This is a genomic window from Streptomyces sp. NPDC059851, assembly GCF_042732005.1.
In the GTDB taxonomy this organism is placed as follows: domain Bacteria; phylum Actinomycetota; class Actinomycetes; order Streptomycetales; family Streptomycetaceae; genus Streptomyces.
Genome location: NZ_JBHWJJ010000055.1, coordinates 1 through 20084 on the forward strand (window position 1 = coordinate 1; position 20084 = coordinate 20084).

The following is a 20084-nucleotide window of genomic DNA, read 5'->3' on the forward strand; positions in this document are numbered from 1 at the left end:
AAGGGGGGCGGGGCATCCGCCCGGCCCGCCTTCGCCGTCGGATTCTCCCGAACGTCAGCGGCGCGCCCGGAGGTTCGTCCGTACCGGGTCACGCTTCTGTCACGGAATGTCGACAGTTCTCCGGGCCCGCCGAGTTACCCGGAAGTGGCGCGCGAGCCGCGGGCAACTCCCCTCGCCGCTTTGTTTATCCGGGCCGTGTCCGAACCACCGCCGCACGGCCGGGGAAGCACCGCGGATCGGGCCCCGGACAGCTACCCGAGCCCATTCGCATTCCGTTCGAGAACGCCCGAATTCGGCGGGACGATTGCCCGCGATCAGGAGCGGCGGACGGCCCCCGCGCTCCCCCGTTTCATTGCCCCTTCTCGACGGCCCCGGTCCCTCCCGCCCGGTCCACTGCCCGCCCCAGGAGCTCCCGGGCCGCCCGGATCCGGTCGATCAGCTCCGGCGGCTCGACCACCTCGAACTCGCAGCCGAGCAACATGACGTGGATGACGAGCACGTCGAGGTTGACGGCCCCGGTGCGCAACAGGCAGCTCTTGTCGTCGACCGGTTCCAACGCCCCGTCGCTCGGCCCGATCACCCGCGCCGCGTCCTCGGCCGGCATCCCGAGCCGCAGCACCGCACGGGCGGCGTACGCGGCTTGGGCCACCCCCCGGGAGACGTACGCGGCGAGGTCCTCCGCGGGGCCCGGACGGGGGACGAACCGCGGACCGTGCGGCGGTCTAGGCTCGATCCGGTCGGCGCGGAAGGTCCGCCAGTCCTCCCGCTCCACGTCCCAGGCCACCAGGTACCAGCGCCGCTCGCTGCACACCAGCCGGTGCGGCTCCACCACCCGCCGCGAGGCGCTGCCCTCGTGGTCCCGGTAGGCGAAGCGCAGCCGCTCGCCGTCCCGGCACGCGGCGGCCAGCTCGGCCAGCACGGAGGGGTCGACGGCGGTCCGCTCCGGTGCGCGCAGCATGGGCACGGTGAACTCGTCGATGGCCGACACCCGCCGCCGCAGCCGGGTCGGCAGGACCTGCTCCAGCTTGGCCAGCGCCCGCACGGAGGCCTCGCCGATCCCCTCGACCCCGTTCCCCGCGGCGGTGCGCAGCCCCACCGCGACGGCCACCGCCTCGTCGTCGTCGAGCAGCAGCGGCGGCAGCTCGGCCCCCGCGCCCAGCTGGTAGCCACCGCCGGTCCCGGGGGTGGCGTTCACGGGGTAGCCGAGCTCCCGCAGCCGTTCCACGTCGCGTCGCACCGTCCGCGGGGTCACGCCGAGGCGCTCCGCGAGGTCGGCGCCGGTCCATTCGCGGTGGGCCTGCAACAGGGACAGCAGGCGCAACAGTCGTGCGGAGGTCTCCAGCATGCGGAGCAGTGTGCCAGCGCCGTCGCCCCGGCCGACGCCCGCCCACCGCCGGACGGGGCCGCGGAGCCGCGGGGGCACACAGCAAGGGCGCGTTCGCCCCGCCCGGTCGACCGCCTCCCGGCCCCACGGGAACCGTTCGACACACGGACGAGTGAGGTACGGCGTCGTCCGCAACCGTGCCTGCGCCGCGGCGTGCCCGCCGATCAGAGCGGTCGGAGGCGCCGGCCCGCATCCGGGTGCGCGTCCACGGAAGGCGGCGCGGACGGGAGTTCGGCGGCGGAGCCGGGGAACGGACCCGCGGCCACCGGCACGGCCGTCCGTACCCCGTCGGAGGCCTCCCGCGGAATCCCCGGCCACCGGACCGTGGACCACCGCGGCGAAGTCCGGCTCGGCGACACGGGCTTGGCCGGCCCCGCCGGCCCCCCGCTCGACCCCACCGGCTCCGGTGGCGGGGCCGACGGCTTCGACGACGGGACGGACGGCTTCGCGGGCGCCGCGGACGGCTTCGCGGGCGCCGCGGACGGCGCGGACGGCGCGGACGGCCTCGGCGACGGCGCGGGCGGCAGCGACGGGGGCAGGATCAGGAGCATGCCGGGGACGATCGCCTGCGGTTCCGGGCCGATCAGCGTGCGGTTCGCCTCGTACAGGGCCTGCCACCCGCCCACCACCTGCCGGCGGCGGGCGATCCCGTCGAGCGTGTCCCCGGCCCGCACCACGTGCACCCGCCCCGCCAGCCCGTACCGCTTCGCGCACACCGGCCAGGCCTCCCAGCCCTGCCGGGCCACCACTTCCTCCGCCACCAGGATCTGCTGCTCCCGCCCGGCCAGGTCGGCGCGCACCGCGAAGGCCAGCCCCCCGTACTCCTCCCAGGTCGGCTGGCGGAACTGAAGCCCGCCGTAGAAGCCGTTGCCGGTGTTGATCGCCCAGCGACCGCTGCTCTCGCAGTGGGCCACGCAGTCCCAGGGCCATTCGGCTCCCGGCCCGCAGTCCCCCGGTCCACTGCCGAGGGTCCCGGACGAGCCGGGGTAGGCCGCCCCCGCGGGCCCGGGCACCGGAGGTGGAGGGGCCGCGCCGGCTCCCGACGGGAGTACGAGGACGAGAGCCAGCGCGGCAGCGGCCGCAGCCGCCGGAGCGGCCCGCCGGATCCGGGGGTCGGGCATCCGGTCACGCTACGCAGCCCGCGGCCCCGCACCCGTCGCGCCACGCGGCCCGCCCCGCACCGCGCCCGAACCCCACCCGGTCGGCGGAGCCTCTCGGCCCCCGGCATCCCCGTGGAACCACCGCCCGAACGCGCAGCTCCGGCCAGCAACTGCACACGAAAGGGCAACAGTTGACCCGAAAACAACGCCGTGATCGAACCGTTCACCCCTCCGGGGGGCGGGTTCGATTCCGTTCCCGCCGACGGCGTGACCCCGGCCGCCGCTCCCCCGTTGATCCAGCAGGCCGGGAACCGCTCGGCCCGCCCCTGCTCGCCTAGTCCGAGGAGCCACCCCGTGCCCCGCATGCTCGACGTCAGTGATGAGGTACGTGCCGAGATCGGTGACGAAGAAGCCGAGAGGCTGCTCACCGGCGACGACGCACCGCGCAGTTACGACTGCACCTCCTGCCGCACCCCCGGGGACCCGGAGACCGACCGCACCAGCACCGTGCTGTTCGTCGGAGAGGAGACCGCCGTCCTCGCCTTCGCCCACGCCGGCTGCATCCCCTCCCAGGTCGTGAACGTCTCCGAGGAGCAGCTGCAGGGCGCCGTCCGCAGCATCACCGGGGACGGCCCCGCCCCGCAGGCCGCAGCCCCCGCACCGGCCGGCTCCGTGCCGCAGAGCGTTCCCGGCGGCCAGGCGGTCCTCGGCATCACCAGCGGCCTGGTCCTCATCGGCGGCGAACTGCACCCCGCGCTCGTCGTCGAGCCGACCGCGCCGATCGCGCGCCCGGGCAGCGACGGACCCGGCGACGACTTCCTGCCGCTCCTCATCGAGCAGGGCTTCCACTTCGTCACCGACACCGGCGAGGTGCCCTCCCCGCTCGCCGGGTGGTCGGTGCTGCTCGCCGCGGGCCAGCTGCACGCCGTGCTCCAGCCGGACCCCAAGGGCGGCAAGCCGGTCGCCTGGTGGCAGGCGCACCAGGCCCTGTCGGTCACCGACGGCTGGCGGACCGCCGTCAACAAGAACCAGCGCGTGCTCGTGTACGCCGCCCCCGTCGGTTCCATCGGCCAGCAGCCCCGCGAGGACCTGTTGCGCGAGGCCCTCGACCGGGCTGCCGCCGCCGGCCGGCTCGTGGCCGCCTCGATGCCGCTGGCAGGCACCCCGGGCGCCTGACGCCGAGGGACCCCGAAACGGCCGGCCCGCCCCTCACGAGGGGGCGGGTCGGCGTGCGCCGGGGGTGTGCGGTCCGTCCCGCACACCCCCGGCGATCTGCGTTTTCTGCCCTTCGGACCGCATCCGCGGGGCCCCGGGGTCGTTTGCTGATACGTGCATTCATACGACCCCTCCCGCGCCTCTGCCCATCCGAGCGCCGTCTCCCCGATGCGCCCCGTACGGGACCGGGACGGCGTACCGGCCGCCCCCTCGCACACCCCCATCTACGACACGTTGTACTCGGAGTACCTGCGTGCCTTCCGGGCCCTGCCGGGCGACCGGAGCGGCGAGGAGGACCTCGCCTTCACCTCGTTCTCGTACGGCGGCTCCTACACCGGCTCCACCGGCACCGGCACGTACGGCAGCGGCTGGAGCGGTTCCGGGTGGCAGCCCGACACCTGGCAGCCCGCGTACCCGCCGGCGCCGCAGACCCCGTACGCGTACGCCGCCACCGGCACCGCGACCGGCACGTACGGCAGCGGGCGGCAGCACCAGACCGGGATGCACCACATCCCGGCGGCCCTGCCGCCCGCTCCGCGCCGGGGCTACTGACCGGGAAGACCCCGGACCCGCCAGCTGCCGCTGCCGCTGCCCCTTCTGCTACTTCTTCTTGTGCTGGGCGCCGCGCTTCTCGCGCACCCGCACGGAAATGTGGATCGGGGTGCCCTCGAAGCCGAACTCCTCGCGCAGACGGCGCTCGACGAAGCGCCGGTAGCCGTGCTCCAGGAAGCCGGAGGCGAAGAGCACGAACCGCGGCGGCTTGCTGCCCGCCTGGGTGCCGAACAGGATGCGGGGCTGCTTGCCGCCGCGGATGGGGTGCGGGTGAGCCGCGACGATCTCACCGAGGAAGGCGTTCAGCCGGCCGGTCGGGACGCGCGTCTCCCAGCCCGCGAGGGCGGTCTCGATCGCCGGGACCAGCTTCTCCATGTGGCGGCCGGTCTTCGCCGACACGTTGACCCGCGGCGCCCAGGAGACCTGCTGCATCTCGGTCTCGATCTCGCGCTCGAGGTAGTAGCGGCGCTCCTCGTCGAGCTGGTCCCACTTGTTGTAGGCGATCACGACGGCGCGGCCGGCCTCGACGGCCATGGTGATGATGCGCTGGTCCTGGACGCTGATGTTCTCGCTCGCGTCGATCAGGATGACCGCGACCTCCGCCTTCTCGACGGCGGCGGCGGTGCGCAGCGAGGCGTAGTAGTCGGCGCCCTGCTGGAGGTGGACGCGCTTGCGGATGCCGGCGGTGTCGACGAACTTCCAGGTGACGCCGCCGAGTTCGATCAACTCGTCGACCGGGTCACGGGTGGTGCCGGCCAGCTCGTTGACGACGACCCGCTCCTCCTTGGCGACCTTGTTCAGGAGGGAGGACTTGCCGACGTTCGGGCGGCCGATCAGCGCGATGCGGCGCGGGCCACCGAGCTGGCCGCCGCCGAAGGACTGCGCCGGGGCCTCCGGCAGCGCCTCCAGGACGGCGTCGAGCAGGTCACCCGTCCCGCGGCCGTGCAGCGAGGAGACCGGGTAGGGCATGCCGAGGCCGAGGGACCAGAGCATGGCCGCGTCGGCCTCGCCGGCCTGGCCGTCGACCTTGTTCGCGCACAGGACGACGGGCTTGCCGGCGCGGCGCAGCAGCTTGACGACGGCCTCGTCGCTGTCGGTGGCGCCGACCTTGGAGTCGACGACGAAGACGACCGCGTCGGCGGTCTCGATGGCGTACTCGGCCTGGGCGGCGACGGAGGCGTCGATGCCGAGGACGTCCTGCTCCCAGCCGCCGGTGTCGACGACCTTGAAGCGGCGGCCGGCCCATTCGGCCTCGTAGGTGACGCGGTCGCGGGTGACGCCCGGCTTGTCCTCGACGACCGCCTCGCGGCGGCCGATGATGCGGTTCACCAGGGTCGACTTGCCGACGTTGGGGCGGCCGACGACGGCGAGGACGGGGAGGGGGCCGTGTCCGGCCTCCTCGATCGCGTCCTCGACGTCCTCCAGGTCGAAGCCTTCCTCCGCGGCGAGCTCCATGAACTCCGCGTACTCGGCGTCGCCGAGCGCTCCGTGGTCGTGCTGGTCGTTCATGAAGTCCGTTCCTCGTCGTTCGTGGTGATCGGTGGCAGCCGGGCGGGATTCCCGCGGCCTCCGCGGGGCGGTGCCCGCGGCGGCTGCCACTACTGGGTCAAGTCTCGCTCAGCGTCCGGTGAGGCGCTTGGCGTCGGCCAGGTGTGCGGTGAGCCTGCTCTGGATGCGGACGGTGGCCTCGTCCAGGGCAGTACGGGTACGGCGGCCGGAGCCGTCGCCCGCGTCGAAGGGGGAGCCGAAGACGATGTCGACCCGGCTCTTGAACGGCGGCAGGCCCCGTATCAGCCGCCCCTGGCGCTCGGCGCTGCCCAGGACGGCGACGGGCACGACGGGCGCACCGCTGCGGACCGCGAAGTAGGCGAGGCCGGCGCGCAGCGAGGCGAAATCGCCCTCGCCGCGGGTGCCCTCGGGGAAGATCCCCAGGGCGCCGCCGTTCTCCAGGACGGCCAGCGCCTTCGCGATCGCGGTGCGGTCGGTGCCCGAGCGGTCGACCTTGACCTGGCCGATGCCGTCGAGGAAGGTCCCGAGCGGGCCGACGTACGCCTCCTTCTTGATCAGGAAGTGCAGTGGCCGGGGCGCCGTGCCCATGACCATGGGCCCGTCGATGTTGTGGGCGTGGTTGACGGCGAGGATGACGGGGCCCGAGGCGGGCACGCGCCAGGCTCCCAGTACGCGGGGCTTCCACAGCCCGTACATGAGCCCGACGCCGATCCGCCGGCCGACCGCCGCACCCTTGAGGGAGGGCGTGTCGCTCACTTGCGGCCCGCCCCCGCCCTCTTCTCCTCGACCAGGGTCACGACGCACTCGATGACCTGCTCCAGGGTCAGCTCGGTGGTGTCCACCTCGACGGCGTCGTCGGCCTTGGCCAGCGGCGAGGTCTTGCGGCCCGAGTCGGCCGCGTCCCGCTTGATCAGGGCTTCCCTGGTGGCCGCCAGGTCGGTGGCCTCCTTGCCGCGCAGCTCGCCGCTGCGGCGGGCGGCGCGGGCCTCGGCCGAGGCGGTGAGGAAGATCTTGAGGTCCGCGTCGGGGAGGACGGTGGTGCCGATGTCCCGGCCCTCGACGACGATCCCGCCCTCGGCCGCGGCGGACACGGCGATGGTGCGCTGCAGCTCGGTGATCAGGGTGCGGACCTCGGGGACGGCGCTGACGGCGCTGACCTTGGAGGTGACCTCCCGGGTCCGGATCGGGCCGGAGGCGTCCAGCCCGTCGACGGTGATCGTCGGAGCGGCCGGGTCCGTACCGGAGACGATGGTCGGCTTGCCGGCGGCCACGGCCACGGCCTGCGGGTCGTCGGTGTCGACGCCGTTGCTGATCATCCACCAGGTGATGGCCCGGTACTGGGCACCGGTGTCCAGGTAGCGCAGCCCTAGCTTGGCGGCCACGGCCTTGGAGGTGCTGGACTTGCCCGTGCCGGAGGGACCGTCGATGGCGACGATCACGGCGGACGGAGCTGCGGTTTCCACGGTGCGGGCACCTTCCTGGTTGCGCGGGCGTGTCAGGGCGCGACAAAGCACCCCTGTCCAAGGTTACCGGCCCGCGCCACGATCACCGCCCGCGCGGTCCCGGACCAGGTCCTGACCGGGTGCGGGACCGGCCGGGAACGCGGCTCGCGGCAGCGGCGGGCGCCTACTGCTTGCGCAGGGCCCAGCCGCGGTCGCGGAGCTCGGCGGTCAGTGCGGCCACGGCCCTCGGCTCGACCATCAGCTGCACCAGGCCCGCCTGCTGCCCGGTCGCGTGCTCGATCCGCACGTCCTCGATGTTGACCCCGGCCCGGCCCGCGTCGGCGAAGATCCGGGCGAGCTCGCCCGGCTGGTCGCTGATCAGGACGGCCACCGTCTCGTACGCCATCGGCGCCGTGCCGTGCTTGCCCGGCACCCGGCCCCGGCCCGCGTTGCCGCGGCGCAGCACGTCCTCGATGCCGGACGCCCCGCCGCGCCGCTCCTCCACGTCGGCCGATTCCAGGGCCCGCAACGCCCCGACCGTCGCGTCGAGGTCGGCGGCGATGCCGGCGAGGACGTCGGCGACCGGCCCCGGGTTCGCGGAGAGGATCTCCACCCACATCCGCGGGTCGGACGCGGCGATCCGGGTCACGTCCCGGATCCCCTGGCCGCAGAGCCGTACGGCGGTCTCGTCCGCCTCCTCCAGGCGGGCGGCGACCATGCTGGACACCAGCTGGGGGGTGTGCGAGACGAGCGCGACCGCCCGGTCGTGCGCGTCGGCGTCCATGACGACGGGGACGGCCTTGCACAGGGCGACCAGCTCCAGCGCCAGGTTCAGCACCTCGTGGTCGGTGTCCCGGGTCGGGGTCAGCACCCACGGACGGCCCTCGAAGAGGTCCGCGGTCGCGGCGAGCGGCCCGGACTGCTCCTTGCCGGCCATGGGGTGGGTGCCGATGTAGGCGGTGGTGTCCACGCCGAGGGCCGCCAGCTCCCGCCGCGGCCCGCCCTTGACGCTGGCGACGTCCACGTACGCCCGGGCCAGGCCCCGTCCGATCGCCTCGGCCAGGGTCGTGGCCACGTGGGCCGGCGGGACCGCGACGACCGCGAGGTCGACCGGGACGTCGGGCGCCTTGTCGGTGCCGGCGCCGAGGGAGGCGGCGGTACGGGCCTGGGCCGGGTCGTGGTCGGCCAGGTGGACGGCGATCCCGCGGGCGGACAGGGCGAGCGCCACGGAGGTGCCGATCAGTCCGGTTCCGATGACGACGGCGGTTCTCACGGGCGCTCCAGGGTTCGCGGGTGTTGCGTTACGGCACGTCAGGGCCAGCCTAGCCAGCGGCTGCGGCGGACCGTGAAAACGGAAGGGGACGGCGGGCGACGGGCCGCGGGCGACGCGCGACGGGGGAGGGTCGGTGGGCTCCCACGCCGGGCGGTTCCGCCTCACCGACGGGACGGACGGGCTGCGGTACAACCGTCGGCATGATCTTCCACATCGTGCCGCTCTCGGACTGGACGGCCGCACCCGACCTCCCGTACGCCCCGCCGTCCCTCGACTCCGAGGGGTTCGTGCACTGCTCCGCGGACCGTCCGACGGCGCTCGGGATCGCGGACGCGCACTACCGGGACGTCCCCGGGCCGCTCCTGGCGGTCGAGCTGGACGAACGGGCCCTGACCTCTGAGGTGAGCCGGGAGGGTGAATCGGGCGGCCGCTACCCGCACGTCCACGGCCCTCTGGACCGGGCGGCCGTGATCCGCGTCTGGGAGGTGGTCCGCCGGGCCGGGGCCGCGGCGGAGCTGGCCCCGTGGGAGCCGGGTGCCTGACGGGGCGGCGCGGCGGGCTGCACCCGGGCCCGCCGCACGCCAGGATGCTCCTCGCGAAACCCCGCACCCAGCGGCCCCGGCCCCGCACGCCCCGGCCCCGGCCCCCGGGGACCGGGCGCCCACGCCGCGGCCTTGAACGAGGAGCAGCGCATGAGCAACCCCCAGCACACCGCCCGCCGCACCGTACTGGCGGCAGGAGCCGTCGCCGCCCTGTCCGGCGGGGCACTGACCGGCTGCGGCGGCGACGGCGAGGAGTCGGCGAAGACCCCGCCGAAGGGCGAGTCCCCGCCGGCCGGTTCCGCCACGCCCACGGGCACATCCGCGGCGTCGCCGACGGGTGGCGACGCGTCGAAGACGCTCGTGCAGGCATCGGCGGTGCCGGTGGGCGGCGGTACCGTCCTCAAGGCCGAGAAGCTGGTGGTCACCCAGCCGTCGGCCGGGACCTTCCGCTGCTTCACGGCGGTGTGCACGCACCAGGGCTGCCTGGTCAACAAGGTGGGGAACGGCACGATCGACTGCCCCTGCCACGGCAGCAAGTACAACATGTCGGACGGGGCCGTCGTGCGCGGCCCGGCGACCCGCCCGCTGGCGCAGGAGAACATCACGGTCTCCCCGTCGGGCGACATCTCGCTGGCCTGACCCGCTGCTCCGACCGGGCGGGCCGACCTGCCCCGTATTCCCTTCGCGAGGGGGCCGAGCGGCTACGTAAGCTCCCGGAATGACCGCCGCACCGAAGCCCGCCGCCACAGCCCCGGACCACCACGCCCTGGTACGCGACCACACGGTCTACGCGTGCGTGATGGGCTCCCGGGCGTTCGGCCTGGCCACGGAGGCGAGCGACACGGACCGGCGCGGCGTGTTCCTCGCCCCGACGCCGCTGTTCTGGCGCTTCGAGAAGCCGCCGACCCATGTGGAGGGTCCGCGGGACGAGGAGTTCAGCTGGGAGCTGGAGCGTTTCTGCGAGCTCGCCCTGCGCGCCAACCCGAACATCCTGGAGACCCTGCACTCCCCCCTGGTGGAGACCCTCACCCCGGTCGGGGAGGAGCTCCTCTCGCTCCGCGAGGCGTTCCTCTCCCGCCGGGCCCACGCCACCTTCACCCGGTACGCGGCCTCGCAGCACGCGAAGCTCCGGGCGGACGTCCGCATCCACGGCGCCCCGCGCTGGAAGCACGCCATGCACCTGGTGCGGCTGCTGCTGTCCTGCCGCGACCTGCTCCGCACGGGCCGCCTGACGATCGACGCCACCCCGCACCGCGACCGCCTCCTCGCCCTGAAACGCGGCGAACTGGCCTGGTCGGAGGTGGAGTCGTGGATGACCCGCCTCACGGAGGAGTCAGAAGCCGCCCTGACGACCACCCCCCTCCCGGAATCCCCGGACCACGCCCGGGTCGAGTCCTTCCTCGCCCACGCCCGCCGGGCGTCAGCGGTGCGGTGGGCGGTGGCGGACGACGAAGTCGTCCAGCGCGGCGTGCGCGGTGGCCCGGTCGGGCAGGGCTGACCCGGCCTGGGCGGCGTCCAGGAGGGCGTGCAGGGCCTGGAAGTCCCGCCCGGTGCGTGCTCCGTCGGCGCCGACGGCCGGACCGTGTTCGGCGGCGACCTTGGCCTCGATGAGCTCGGCCAGGTACGGCGGGGCACCGGTCACCTCGCCCAGCAGGGTCGGCAGATGGGCCTGGACCTCGCCGGAGCGCATCAGGTGGATGCCGGTCAGCAGCGCGCGGAAGGCGTAGAGCAGCGGTTTGAGTTCGCCGGTCTTGCCGAAGAGCCGCCACTGGGTGTTCGCGAACCCCCGGTAGTGGTGCGCGTGGTGCGTGGTGAGCACGCCCGGCGCGAGGGCCACGAGCTCGGCGTGCGCCGGGGTCGTGTGCACGACCAGGGGCGAGAGCAGCTGCTCCAGGACGTACCCGTTGCGGCCCAGCATCAGGCGTACGAACTTGCGCAGGTCGTGCGTGACGAGGTCCATCTCCACCCCGTCCCGGTCCCACATGCGGGTCCTGGTCTCCTCCGGCTCGCCGAGCCCGAGGAGGGCTGCCGCCGGCAGTACGTGCACGCCGCGCAGGTCGACGTCGGAGTCACGGGAGGGGAAGCCGTACAGGTGGGCGCCGGACACCGTGGCGAACACGAGCGGGTCGGGCTGGCCCGCGATGACGGGGGCCAGGTCCGCGGTCATGGCGTCGAGCACGGTCACGCGTCCCAGAGGGTGCCGAAGGTGAGGAGGTCCTCGCGGTATTCGATGCCGGACGTCCAGTCCTGCGGCCAGGCGTCCGGGCCGAGGTGGGCGCCGGCGAAGGCTCCGGCCAGGCAGGCGATGGAGTCCGAGTCGCCGGCCGTGCAGGCGGCGCGGCGCAGGGCGGTCAGCGGCTCGTCCGGGAAGAGGAGGAAGCACTGGAGGGCCGTCGCCAGGGCCTCCTCCGCGATCCAGCCCTCGCCCGTGGTGAGGCAGGGGTCCGTTTCCGGGGAGGGGGTGCGCAGGGCCGCGGTCAGGCGGTCCAGGACGGCCAGGCACTCGTCCCAGCCGCGGGCGATGAAGGACTCCGCAGTGGCGTCCGAGGCGGTGCGCATCCAGAGGTCGCCGAGCCAGCGCTCGTGGTAGCGGGTGCGGTTGTCCAGGGCGTACGAGCGGAGCAGCCCGACCAGGCCCGTGACCTCCGTGCCCCGGGCCAGCAACCAGACGGCGCGGGCGGTCAGGTCCGAGGCCGCCAGGGCGGTGGGGTGGCCGTGGGTCAGGGCCGACTGGAGCTGGGCCGCGCCGGCGCGCTCCTCCTCCGTCCAGCCGGGGACGAGGCCTATCGGAGCCACGCGCATGTTCGCCCCGCAGCCCTTGGAGCCGATCTGGCTGGCGTCCCGCCAGTCCCGGGCCGGGTCCTTCAGGAGGCTGCACGCCCGCAGGCAGGTGTTGCCGGGGGCCCGGTTGTTCTCCGGCGACTGGTACCAGTCCACGAACTCCTCGCGGACCGGCCGGGTGAGGCGGAGCGGGGTCACCGGGCCGCGGTCCGTGGCGGTGCGGATGCCGCGGGCGAGGGCCAGGGTCATCTGGGTGTCGTCCGTGACGATCGCCGGGCGGGGCAGGCGCATCTGCCGCCACGGGCCGGTCTTCGCCAGGATCGTGGGGACGTCGTTGAACTCCGTGGGGAAGCCGAGCGCGTCCCCGAGGGCCAGGCCCAGGAGGGATCCGGTCGCCGCGCGTTTCGTCGCCGTCGTGGTCATGTCGTCGGGGTTCCTTCCGTGGGCGTGGACGTGGGTGTGGGGGGCGTGGGGCGGAGCAGCGGGGGGTGCAGGGTGGTGGCCGGACCGGCCCGGTAGACGGCGGCCGGCTTGCCGCGGCCTCCGGTCAGCCGGGCGGCTCCCGGGACGGCCTCGACGAAGCCGGGGGTGGCCAGGACCTTGCGGCGGAAGTTGGGCCGGTCCAGGGCGGTGTCCCAGACGGTTTCGTAGACGGCCTGGAGCTCCCCGAGGGTGAACTCGGGCGGGCAGAAGGCGGTGGCCAGGCAGGTGTACTCCAGCTTGGCGCCGATCCGGGACCGGGCGTCCGCGAGGATCACCGCATGATCGAAGGCGAGCGGAGCGGGCGGGGGGTCCCCCGGGCCGGGGGCCGGGGAGGTCTCGGCCTCCCCCACCGGCACCCACCGTGCCCGGTCGGCGTCGCCGCCGCCCTCCGCCGCCGGTTCGGGCATGTCCGGGACGAGGGCGGTGAAGGCCACCGACACCACCCTCATCCGGGGGTCGCGGTCCGGGTCGCTGTACGTGCGCAGCTGTTCCAGGTGGAGCGCGGCGACCACGGCCCCCGGCAGGCCGGTCTCCTCGGCCAGTTCGCGGCGGGCCGCCGTCTCGGCGGACTCGCGGGGCAGGACGAAGCCGCCGGGGAGCGCCCAGGCGCCCGCGTACGGTTCCTGCCCGCGCCGGATCAGCAAGACGTGGAGGGCGCCGTCGCGGACGGTGAAGACGGCCAGGTCGACGGTCACCGCGAAGGGTGCGAAGGCGTGCGGGTCGTAGTCCGTCATCGCCGGTCAGCGCCTTTCCGGGAGGGGATCGGTGAAGTGCCAGCCCTCGGCCAGGAGTTCGTCGACCGCCCTGATCGCCGTGCGCAGGCGCGTCTCCCGGTCCCCCCGTACGACCAGGTGGCGCCGCCCGGTCCGGTCCAGCTCCTCGCGGAAGCGGTCCGTCATCCACGGGCGCAGGTGCGGGCCGTCGCGCAGGCCGTCGTCCTCGAAGGGGACGTCCGCGTGGTCCGTCAGCAGGTACAGGTCGCGCCGGCGCAGGGCCCCGATCCGCTCGACCTCCTCGTTGCGGCCGCCCGTGTACCGCTCGTGCCAGATGCCGGTCGCGAAGGAGTCGGTGTCGCAGAAGAGGACGGGTGAGCCCGCGCGGGCCGCCCGTTCCTCGTCCTCGTCCTGGCGGCGGGCGATGACCGGGAACTCCTCGGGGGTGAACTCCACGTCCTCCCAGGTTGCCGCCGGGTCGGCGGTGCGGGCGGACGCGAGCTTGTCCTCGCTGTAGCGGCGCCCGTACTCGGCGACCCAACCCGTTCCGGCCCACACCCCGCCGCGCCCCCGGTAGTGCGCGGCGAGCGCCTGCGAGAGGGTCGTGGTCCCGGTGGACTCGGCGCCGAGGACGACGACCCGCCGGGCCAGCGCGCCCCGGACCGCCGGGCCCAGGTACTCCCAGCAGCGGACCGGGTCGGCGCGGACCGCCGTCCCGGAGACCGGGAAGCGGCTCCGGCCGGGGTCCACGAGGACTTCCTGCGCCCCGAACCGCCGGGCGAGTTCCGTCCCGTACTCCTCCGAGGTGAAGACGGCGTCCACCGGCTCGGGCACCGCGCCCCGGAAGACCGCCATGTGGGCGTCCCAGACCGCCGGGTCGTGCAGGTCGACCGGGACGTCGTCGACCGCGCCGACGACCCGTACGCCCGGCTGCCGGTGCGCGTCGCGCATCCAGGCGACCCGGTCGGCGAGCGGCACCGACTCGACGGAGGCCGCGCAGACCAGCACCGTGAGCCGCTCGCACCGTGCGGCGGCGGTGTCGACGAGGTGGTGGTGGCCCGCGTGCGGCGGGTAGAACTTGCCCAGCACCAGCCCGTGGCCGTACGGCCTGCGCGCGCCGCTCATGCCGCCGCCTCCGCGGTCGTACGACCGCCGGCGCCCGGAAGCGTGCGGCGCCAGCCGACCAGCCCGGCCACGCAGAGCGCGAGGAAGCCGACGTAGAGGGCGGCGGTCAGGTACAGGCCCTTGTACGCGTACAGCGGGATGTAGACGAGGTCCGCAGCGATCCACAGCCACCACGATTCGACGAGCTTGCGGCACTGGCCGTACGTGGCCGTGAGGGAGAGCCCGGTGGTCAGCGCGTCCCAGAACGGGACGGTGGAGTCCGTGGCCCGGTCCAGCAGCAGGGTGAGGGCGAGCACCCCCACCGCCCCCGCCGCGGCCAGTGCTGCCCATTCGGTGGGCGTGGTGCGGCGCACCGGCAGGGCCCCGGCGGTTCCTGGTCCACCCCCGTGGGTCCAGGACCACCAGCCGTACGCGGCGAGGGCGATGAAGACGATCTGCAGGCCGGCGTCGGCGTACAGGCCGGCCTGGGTGAAAAGCACGGCGAAGAAGACGTTGTTGGCGATGCCGACCGGCCAGTTGGCGATGTGCTGCCGGGCCACGAGCCAGACGCACAGGGCCCCGGTGGCGAACCCGAGTACTTCGGTCCAGCTCACGAGAGCATCGCCCCCCTCACTCCCTTAATGGTCACCCTGACTATAAACAGTGGGGGCGGGTCGGGCAAGCAAAAAGCCCGCAGTGCCGTGGGGCACTGCGGGCTTTCGGCGGTGGGGCTCCTACAGCCCGACCTCGCGCATCAGCATGCCGACCTCGGTGTTGCTCAGGCGGCGCAGCCAACCCGACTTCTGGTCGCCCAGCTCGATCGGGCCGAAGGCGGTCCGGACGAGCTTCTCCACCGGGAAGCCCGCCTCCGCGAGCATGCGGCGGACGATGTGCTTGCGGCCCTCGTGGAGGGTCACCTCGACCATGTAGTTCTTGCCGACCTGGTCGAGGACGCGGAAGTGGTCGGCGCGCGCCCAGCCGTCCTCCAGCTCGATGCCGTCCTTGAGCTTCTTGCCGATGTCGCGGGGCAGCGGGCCGGTGATGGCGGCAACGTACGTCTTCTTCACGCCGTACTTGGGGTGCGTGAGGCGGTGGGCCAGCTCACCGTGGTTGGTGAGGAGGATGACGCCCTCGGTCTCCGTGTCGAGCCGGCCCACGTGGAAGAGCCGGGTCTCGCGGTTGGTGACGTAGTCACCCAGGCACTGCCGGCCGTCCGGGTCCTCCATGGTGGAGACGACGCCGACGGGCTTGTTCAGGGCGAAGAACAGGTACGACTGGGTGGCGACGGTCAGGCCGTCCACCTTGATCTCGTCCTTGGGCAGGACGCGCTTGCCCTGCTCCGTGACGATCTCGCCGTTGACCTCGACGCGTGCCTGCTCGATCAGCTCCTCGCAGGCGCGCCGCGAACCCATGCCGGCCCGGGCGAGCACCTTCTGAAGCCGCTCGCCCTCCTGCTCGGCGCCCGGGAAGGTCTTCGGGGTCCTGATCACCGGCTTGTCGGCGTACCGGTCGCGTACGCGCTCCTCGATCCGGGCCTCGAACTCGCGGGACCGGGAGGGGCCGCCGTAGCCGGCCTCACCGCGCCGGGCACCGCCGCCCTGGCCGCCGCCGTAGCCGCCCTGGCCGCCGTAGCCGCGCTGGCCGCCCTGGCCGCCCTGTCCGCCCTGGCCGCCCGTGGGCTTCTTCGGGCCGCCCTTGGCGCCGCCGCGCGCGGCCGCGCCGCGGGAGCCGCGGGTGCGCTCGCCCTCGGGGCCGACGTCGTAGCGGCGCTCCTCCGGACGCGGGCGGCGCGGACGCTGCGGCGCGCCGCCCGCCCGGTCGTCGCGCGCGTTGCCGGCGCCGCGGTAGTTGCCGCGCCCGCGTCCGTCTCCGCCCTTGCGGCTGCCGCCGCCGCCCGTGTTCCGGTTGCCGCCGTTGCCGTTGCCGCTGCTTCGCATCAAAGTTCCGTCGTCTTGTCGTCTTCTTCGGTGTCCGGTGCGTCCGGATCGAACGACGGCACACCTTCTTGCGTCTCGGCTTCGATCGCGTCCGCCTCGGGGAGGAAGGGCGCGAGCTCCGGGAGCTCGTCCAGGCCGCGCAGGCCCATCCGCTCCAGAAAGTAGTTCGTCGTCCTGTACAGGATCGCACCTGTTTCGGGTTCCGTGCCCGCCTCGGCCACCAGACCCCGCTGGAGCAGGGTCCGCATGACCCCGTCGCAGTTCACTCCGCGCACCGCGGAGACCCGGGAACGGCTGACCGGCTGCCGGTACGCGACCACGGCCAGGGTCTCCAGGGCGGCCTGGGTCAGACGGGCCTGCTGCCCGTCCAGGACGAACCGCTCGACGGCGGCCGCGTACCGGGGGCGCGTGTAGAACCGCCAGCCGCCGGCGACGAGCCGCAGCTCGAAGCCCCGCTGCTGGACGGTGTACTCGTCGGCGAGCTCGTGCAGGGCGTCGGCCACCTCGCGCGGGGTGCGGTCGAGCACCTTCGCGAGGTGCGCCTCGGTCGCGGGCTCGTCCACCACCATGAGGACGGCCTCCAGGGCGGGCTTCAACGGCATCCCGGCGACTCCGCCGCCCCTGCCGCCGTCCCCGCCGCCGTCCCAGCCGTCGTCCCTGCTGTCGTCGTCGCTCATGTGCCCGTTCCAGTGCTCGTTCCGCGTACTCATTCCGTGACGTCCACGGGCCGGTCGAACTCGTCCGTCACGACGGGCATGCCGTCGCCGTCCCCGCCGGTCCAGCGGACGGTGAGGGTCCGCAGGGCCTCCTCCTGGTCGAGGACCACCGCCTTCTCGCGGTACAGCTCCAGGAGGGCGAGGAAGCGGGCGACGACGGTGAGGGTGTCGTCGGTGTCCTCGGTGAGGTCCTGGAAGGTGGCCGTGCCGCGCTCCTTGAGGAGGGCGACCACCACGGCCGCCTGCTCGCGCACGCTGACCAGCGGCGCGTGGATGTGGTCCACGTAGACCTGGGGCTTGGCCTTGGGCTGCATGGCCTTGACCGCGAGGCGGGCGAACCCCTCGGCGCCGATGCTGATGACCACGTCGGGCAGGAGCTCGGCGTGGTGGGGCTCCAGACCGACCGTACGGGCGTAGCGCCTGCCCTCGGCCTCGTTCCGCTCCTCCAGGATCGCGGCGACCTGCTTGTACGCGCGGTACTGGAGCAGTCGCGCGAAGAGCAGGTCGCGGGCTTCGAGGAGGGCGAGGTCGGCCTCGTCCTCGACCTCGGCGGCGGGCAGCAGCCGGGCGGCCTTGAGGTCGAGCAGGGTCGCCGCGACGACCAGGAACTCGGTCGTCTGGTCGAGGTCCCACTCCGGGCCCAGGGCGCGGATGTGCGCCATGAACTCGTCGGTGACCTTGGAGAGGGCGATCTCGGTGACGTCCAGCTTGTGCCGGGAGATCAGCTGGAGCAGCAGGTCGAAGGGGCCCTCGAAGTTGTCGAGCCGCAGCGTGAACCGCCCGTCGCCGCCCTGCGCAGCCTCGGGCGCCTCGGAGGTTCCGGGAGCTGCGGCCGACGCGAGGGTCCCCACGGGCTCCGGAAGGGCCGCTGCGGACGCCTCCCGGGGACCCGGTGCCCCACGCGCCGCACGCGTGCCCTCCGGTGCCGCCGCAGGCGCCTCAGGCGCCGCCTGAGAAGGCTCGGGGGCGTCGCCGGCGTCCGGGGTCGCCCCCGCGGGCGCAGGCCGCTCGGCGGCCGTCTGCGGCCGCGCGGGTGCGCCGGGCAAACCCGGCCCGCGGCCCAGGGTCCGGCGGGGCGGGCGGCCGGGTTCGGCGGGAGAGGGCATTGCAGTCCAGGGTGGTACGGATGGCGGGGCCGATCGGCCACCCCAAGGCTCCCACGAACCACGGCCCCCGCGTTCCCCGGACCCGCCCCACGGCCCCGGAGCCCGGGCGCACACCAGGACGCGGGCCGCCGGGCCGGGGATGGCCGCACGGGCGGCGTCCTGGCGGTGGGACGGGGAGTCGACCGGGGCGCGGGGATCCAGCCGAGGAGCCGGGCAGGATCGGGCCGAGGAGCCGGGCAGGGATCGGGCCGAGGGGCCGGGCAGGGCCGGCTGCCCGTCGCGCTCAGGGCCCGGGGAGGGAGCGGCGGGGGTCAGCGGCCGCGGAGGCGGCGGACCAGGATGCTCGCGTCGCCGCGGGATTCCAGGTCCGCGAGGACGACCGCCACCGCCTCGCGGACGATGCGGCCGCGGTCCACCGCCAGGCCGTGTTCGCCGCGGAGCACCAGGCGGGCGTGCTCCAGGTCCATCAGCTCCTCGGCGGAGACGTAGACCGTGATCTTCTCGTCGTGCCGCTCGCGCCCGCTGGGCCGGCGGCTCGCCGTCCGGCCCGGGGTCTTGCCGCGTCGGGCGGGCGGGGTGACAGAACCTTCCTGCGGTCGCCTCGGGGCTCCCACCACGGGATCCGTGCGCTCCGTGCCGGCCGCCGCCTCCCGGCCGCGGCCCTCCGCGGACGGCGCGGGGGCCTGCCCCGAGGCCGCCGAGTGCTCCGGCTGGGCCTCCGGGGCCTCCTCGCCGCCCCGCTTCGGCGAGGACGCCTGCAGCGCCGTCCCCCCGGTCGTACGGAAGAGTTCGTCGGCTCCGGGCAGACTCACTCGGCGTGACACCGGGCGAGCACCTCCCTGGCCAACTGGCGGTAGGCGGCGGCGCCGACGGAGTTCGAGGCGTACGTGGTGATGGGCTCACCGGCGACCGTCGTCTCCGGGAAGCGCACCGTACGGCCGATGACCGTGTGGTAGACGTGGTCGTCGAAGGCCTCGACGACGCGCGCCAGGACCTCGCGGCTGTGCACCGTGCGGGAGTCGTACATCGTGGCGAGGATGCCGTCGAGCTCCAGATCCGGGTTGAGCCGCTCCTGCACCTTCTCGATGGTCTCGGTCAACAGGGCCACGCCGCGCAGGGCGAAGAACTCGCACTCCAGCGGAACGATGACCTTGTGGGCGGCCGTGAGGGCGTTCACGGTCAGCAGGCCGAGCGAGGGCTGACAGTCGATCACGATGTAGTCGTAGTCGGGCATCAGCGGCTTCAGGGCCCGCTGCAGCGTCGACTCGCGCGCGACCTCGCTGACCAGCTGCACCTCGGCTGCGGACAGGTCGATGTTGCTCGGCAGCAGGTCCATGTTGGGGACCGCCGTCTTGAGCAGCACCTCGTCGGCCGACATGCCCCGCTCCATGAGCAGGTTGTAGACCGTCAGGTCGAGTTCCATCGGGTTCACGCCGAGGCCCACGGACAGGGCGCCCTGCGGGTCGAAGTCGACGAGCAGCACGCGGCGCCCGTACTCGGCGAGTGCGGCACCCAGGTTGATGGTGGACGTCGTCTTGCCGACGCCGCCCTTCTGGTTGCACATCGCGATGATCTTCGCGGGACCGTGGTCGGTCAACGGACCCGGGATCGGGAAGTACGGCAGTGGCCGCCCGGTCGGGCCGATCCGCTCGCGGCGCTGGCGGGCAGCGTCGGGGGCGAGAGTGGCCGCGTACTCGGGGTCGGGCTCGTACTCCGCGTCGGGGTCGTAGAAGTGCCCCTCGGGCACCTGGTCGTAGTCGGCGAAACCAATGGGCAAATCGCCGCTGTGGTCGCCGGCCGTGGAGTTCACGTCTAGGCCGTCCATGCTCTTTTGGGGCGTCGTCATGTGCTGGTGGTTTGCGAAGGTGCGGACTGCGACGGAGCCGACAGCTTCGAGCCCGGCCGGGCCCTGGCCCCGATCGGGCGTTCCTGCTCGACCACCCCCAGGAGTAAATGTCGACTTATTCACAAGTCGTCTTACCTCCTCGGACGTGACCAGGACACTTATCGATAGGTCAGCGTGGCACCATGCCGACGGTTGGCGACTCTATGGCGTGTCACCGCTCAGCGGCAACACAATCCACTGGACCCGCAACGATGTGTCGGCATCCGAACACCACTCTGTCAAGGGTGTCCGGCCCACCTCTGTGAAGTTTCGCAGGTGTGCGAAAGGGTTAAAGGGTTACGTTCGAGGCGAGTTGAACAGCGGACGCGCAGCCTCCGCACA

The 20084-nt window shown here is 73.8% G+C and carries 21 protein-coding genes; 5 read left to right on the forward strand and 16 right to left on the reverse strand.

All coding sequences use genetic code 11. The features are described from left to right. Nucleotides 1–349 precede the first annotated feature (349 nt). Nucleotides 350–1345, reverse strand: coding sequence for a helix-turn-helix transcriptional regulator (locus ACFV7Q_RS20035; protein ID WP_385430106.1), 996 nt, complete (start codon nt 1343–1345; stop codon nt 350–352). A gap of 203 nt (nt 1346–1548) precedes the next feature. Next, nucleotides 1549–2505: a transglycosylase family protein gene (locus tag ACFV7Q_RS20040; protein ID WP_385430108.1), complete on the reverse strand. Its 957-nt coding sequence runs from the start codon at nt 2503–2505 to the stop codon at nt 1549–1551. A 333-nt stretch (nt 2506–2838) separates the two neighbouring features. Here ACFV7Q_RS20040 and ACFV7Q_RS20045 point away from each other — a divergent pair, with 333 nt between their 5' ends. Together ACFV7Q_RS20045 and ACFV7Q_RS20050 are read left to right on the forward strand one after the other, a co-directional pair. Further along, nucleotides 2839–3660, forward strand: a complete 822-nt coding sequence (locus tag ACFV7Q_RS20045; protein WP_385430110.1) for a hypothetical protein — start codon at nt 2839–2841, stop codon at nt 3658–3660. A gap of 207 nt (nt 3661–3867) precedes the next feature. Next, nucleotides 3868–4251 (forward strand): hypothetical protein, encoded by a 384-nt coding sequence (locus ACFV7Q_RS20050; RefSeq protein ID WP_385430112.1) that lies wholly within the window; start codon nt 3868–3870, stop codon nt 4249–4251. Between the two features lie 48 nt (nt 4252–4299). Here ACFV7Q_RS20050 and der read toward each other — a convergent pair whose 3' ends face one another. From der to ACFV7Q_RS20070, 4 genes are all read right to left on the reverse strand, one after another. Continuing rightward, nucleotides 4300–5760 carry a ribosome biogenesis GTPase Der gene (der, locus tag ACFV7Q_RS20055; protein ID WP_385430114.1) on the reverse strand — a complete coding sequence of 487 codons (1461 nt, stop codon included), beginning with the start codon at nt 5758–5760 and terminating at the stop codon, nt 4300–4302. Between the two features lie 108 nt (nt 5761–5868). Continuing rightward, nucleotides 5869–6516, reverse strand: coding sequence for a lysophospholipid acyltransferase family protein (locus ACFV7Q_RS20060; RefSeq protein ID WP_385430116.1), 648 nt, complete (start codon nt 6514–6516; stop codon nt 5869–5871). Beyond that, nucleotides 6513–7223: a (d)CMP kinase gene (cmk, locus tag ACFV7Q_RS20065; RefSeq protein ID WP_385430118.1), complete on the reverse strand. Its 711-nt coding sequence runs from the start codon at nt 7221–7223 to the stop codon at nt 6513–6515. Before cmk ends, ACFV7Q_RS20060 begins: the two co-directional genes overlap by 4 nt. Before the next feature lie 163 nt (nt 7224–7386). After that, a complete protein-coding gene (locus tag ACFV7Q_RS20070; protein ID WP_385430120.1) occupies nt 7387–8475 on the reverse strand; it encodes a prephenate dehydrogenase in 1089 nt (362 codons plus the stop codon). 200 nt (nt 8476–8675) lie between these two features. On the opposite strand from ACFV7Q_RS20070, the gene ACFV7Q_RS20075 reads away from it, so the two are divergent. The 3 genes from ACFV7Q_RS20075 (at nt 8676) to ACFV7Q_RS20085 (ending at nt 10515) form a co-directional block, all read left to right on the forward strand. Next, on the forward strand, nt 8676–9017 hold the full coding sequence (locus tag ACFV7Q_RS20075) for a DUF952 domain-containing protein (RefSeq protein WP_385430122.1): 342 nt from the start codon (nt 8676–8678) through the stop codon (nt 9015–9017). Between the two features lie 150 nt (nt 9018–9167). Beyond that, the gene (locus ACFV7Q_RS20080) at nt 9168–9656 is read left to right on the forward strand and encodes a Rieske (2Fe-2S) protein (RefSeq protein WP_385430124.1); all 489 of its coding nucleotides are present in this window, start codon (nt 9168–9170) and stop codon (nt 9654–9656) included. Nucleotides 9657–9735: 79 nt separating this feature from the next. Then, nucleotides 9736–10515 carry a DNA polymerase beta superfamily protein gene (locus ACFV7Q_RS20085; protein WP_385430126.1) on the forward strand — a complete coding sequence of 260 codons (780 nt, stop codon included), beginning with the start codon at nt 9736–9738 and terminating at the stop codon, nt 10513–10515. Here ACFV7Q_RS20085 and ACFV7Q_RS20090 read toward each other — a convergent pair. From ACFV7Q_RS20090 to ACFV7Q_RS20135, 10 genes are all read right to left on the reverse strand, one after another. Continuing rightward, on the reverse strand, nt 10438–11184 hold the full coding sequence (locus ACFV7Q_RS20090; RefSeq protein WP_385430173.1) for a DNA polymerase beta superfamily protein: 747 nt from the start codon (nt 11182–11184) through the stop codon (nt 10438–10440). The two genes, ACFV7Q_RS20085 and ACFV7Q_RS20090, sit on opposite strands and share 78 nt — an antisense overlap. A gap of 14 nt (nt 11185–11198) precedes the next feature. Then, nucleotides 11199–12221, reverse strand: coding sequence for an ADP-ribosylglycohydrolase family protein (locus ACFV7Q_RS20095; protein WP_385430128.1), 1023 nt, complete (start codon nt 12219–12221; stop codon nt 11199–11201). Next, nucleotides 12218–13015 (reverse strand): NUDIX domain-containing protein, encoded by a 798-nt coding sequence (locus ACFV7Q_RS20100; protein WP_385430130.1) that lies wholly within the window; start codon nt 13013–13015, stop codon nt 12218–12220. Before ACFV7Q_RS20100 ends, ACFV7Q_RS20095 begins: the two co-directional genes overlap by 4 nt. A 6-nt stretch (nt 13016–13021) precedes the next feature. Further along, on the reverse strand, nt 13022–14119 hold the full coding sequence (locus tag ACFV7Q_RS20105) for an AAA family ATPase (protein ID WP_385430132.1): 1098 nt from the start codon (nt 14117–14119) through the stop codon (nt 13022–13024). Next, nucleotides 14116–14712 (reverse strand): nicotinamide riboside transporter PnuC, encoded by a 597-nt coding sequence (gene pnuC / locus ACFV7Q_RS20110; RefSeq protein ID WP_385430134.1) that lies wholly within the window; start codon nt 14710–14712, stop codon nt 14116–14118. The genes ACFV7Q_RS20105 and pnuC overlap by 4 nt, the downstream gene beginning before the upstream one ends. Nucleotides 14713–14832: 120 nt before the next feature. Further along, nucleotides 14833–16035: a pseudouridine synthase gene (locus ACFV7Q_RS20115; RefSeq protein ID WP_385430136.1), complete on the reverse strand. Its 1203-nt coding sequence runs from the start codon at nt 16033–16035 to the stop codon at nt 14833–14835. Further along, nucleotides 16035–16637 carry an SMC-Scp complex subunit ScpB gene (scpB, locus tag ACFV7Q_RS20120; protein ID WP_385430175.1) on the reverse strand — a complete coding sequence of 201 codons (603 nt, stop codon included), beginning with the start codon at nt 16635–16637 and terminating at the stop codon, nt 16035–16037. The genes ACFV7Q_RS20115 and scpB overlap by 1 nt, the downstream gene beginning before the upstream one ends. Nucleotides 16638–16741: 104 nt before the next feature. After that, nucleotides 16742–17857 carry a segregation/condensation protein A gene (locus ACFV7Q_RS20125; protein WP_385430138.1) on the reverse strand — a complete coding sequence of 372 codons (1116 nt, stop codon included), beginning with the start codon at nt 17855–17857 and terminating at the stop codon, nt 16742–16744. 311 nt (nt 17858–18168) lie between these two features. After that, nucleotides 18169–18681 (reverse strand): hypothetical protein, encoded by a 513-nt coding sequence (locus ACFV7Q_RS20130; RefSeq protein ID WP_385430139.1) that lies wholly within the window; start codon nt 18679–18681, stop codon nt 18169–18171. Further along, nucleotides 18666–19826, reverse strand: coding sequence for a ParA family protein (locus ACFV7Q_RS20135; protein WP_385430141.1), 1161 nt, complete (start codon nt 19824–19826; stop codon nt 18666–18668). Before ACFV7Q_RS20135 ends, ACFV7Q_RS20130 begins: the two co-directional genes overlap by 16 nt. Nucleotides 19827–20084: the final 258 nt, after the last annotated feature.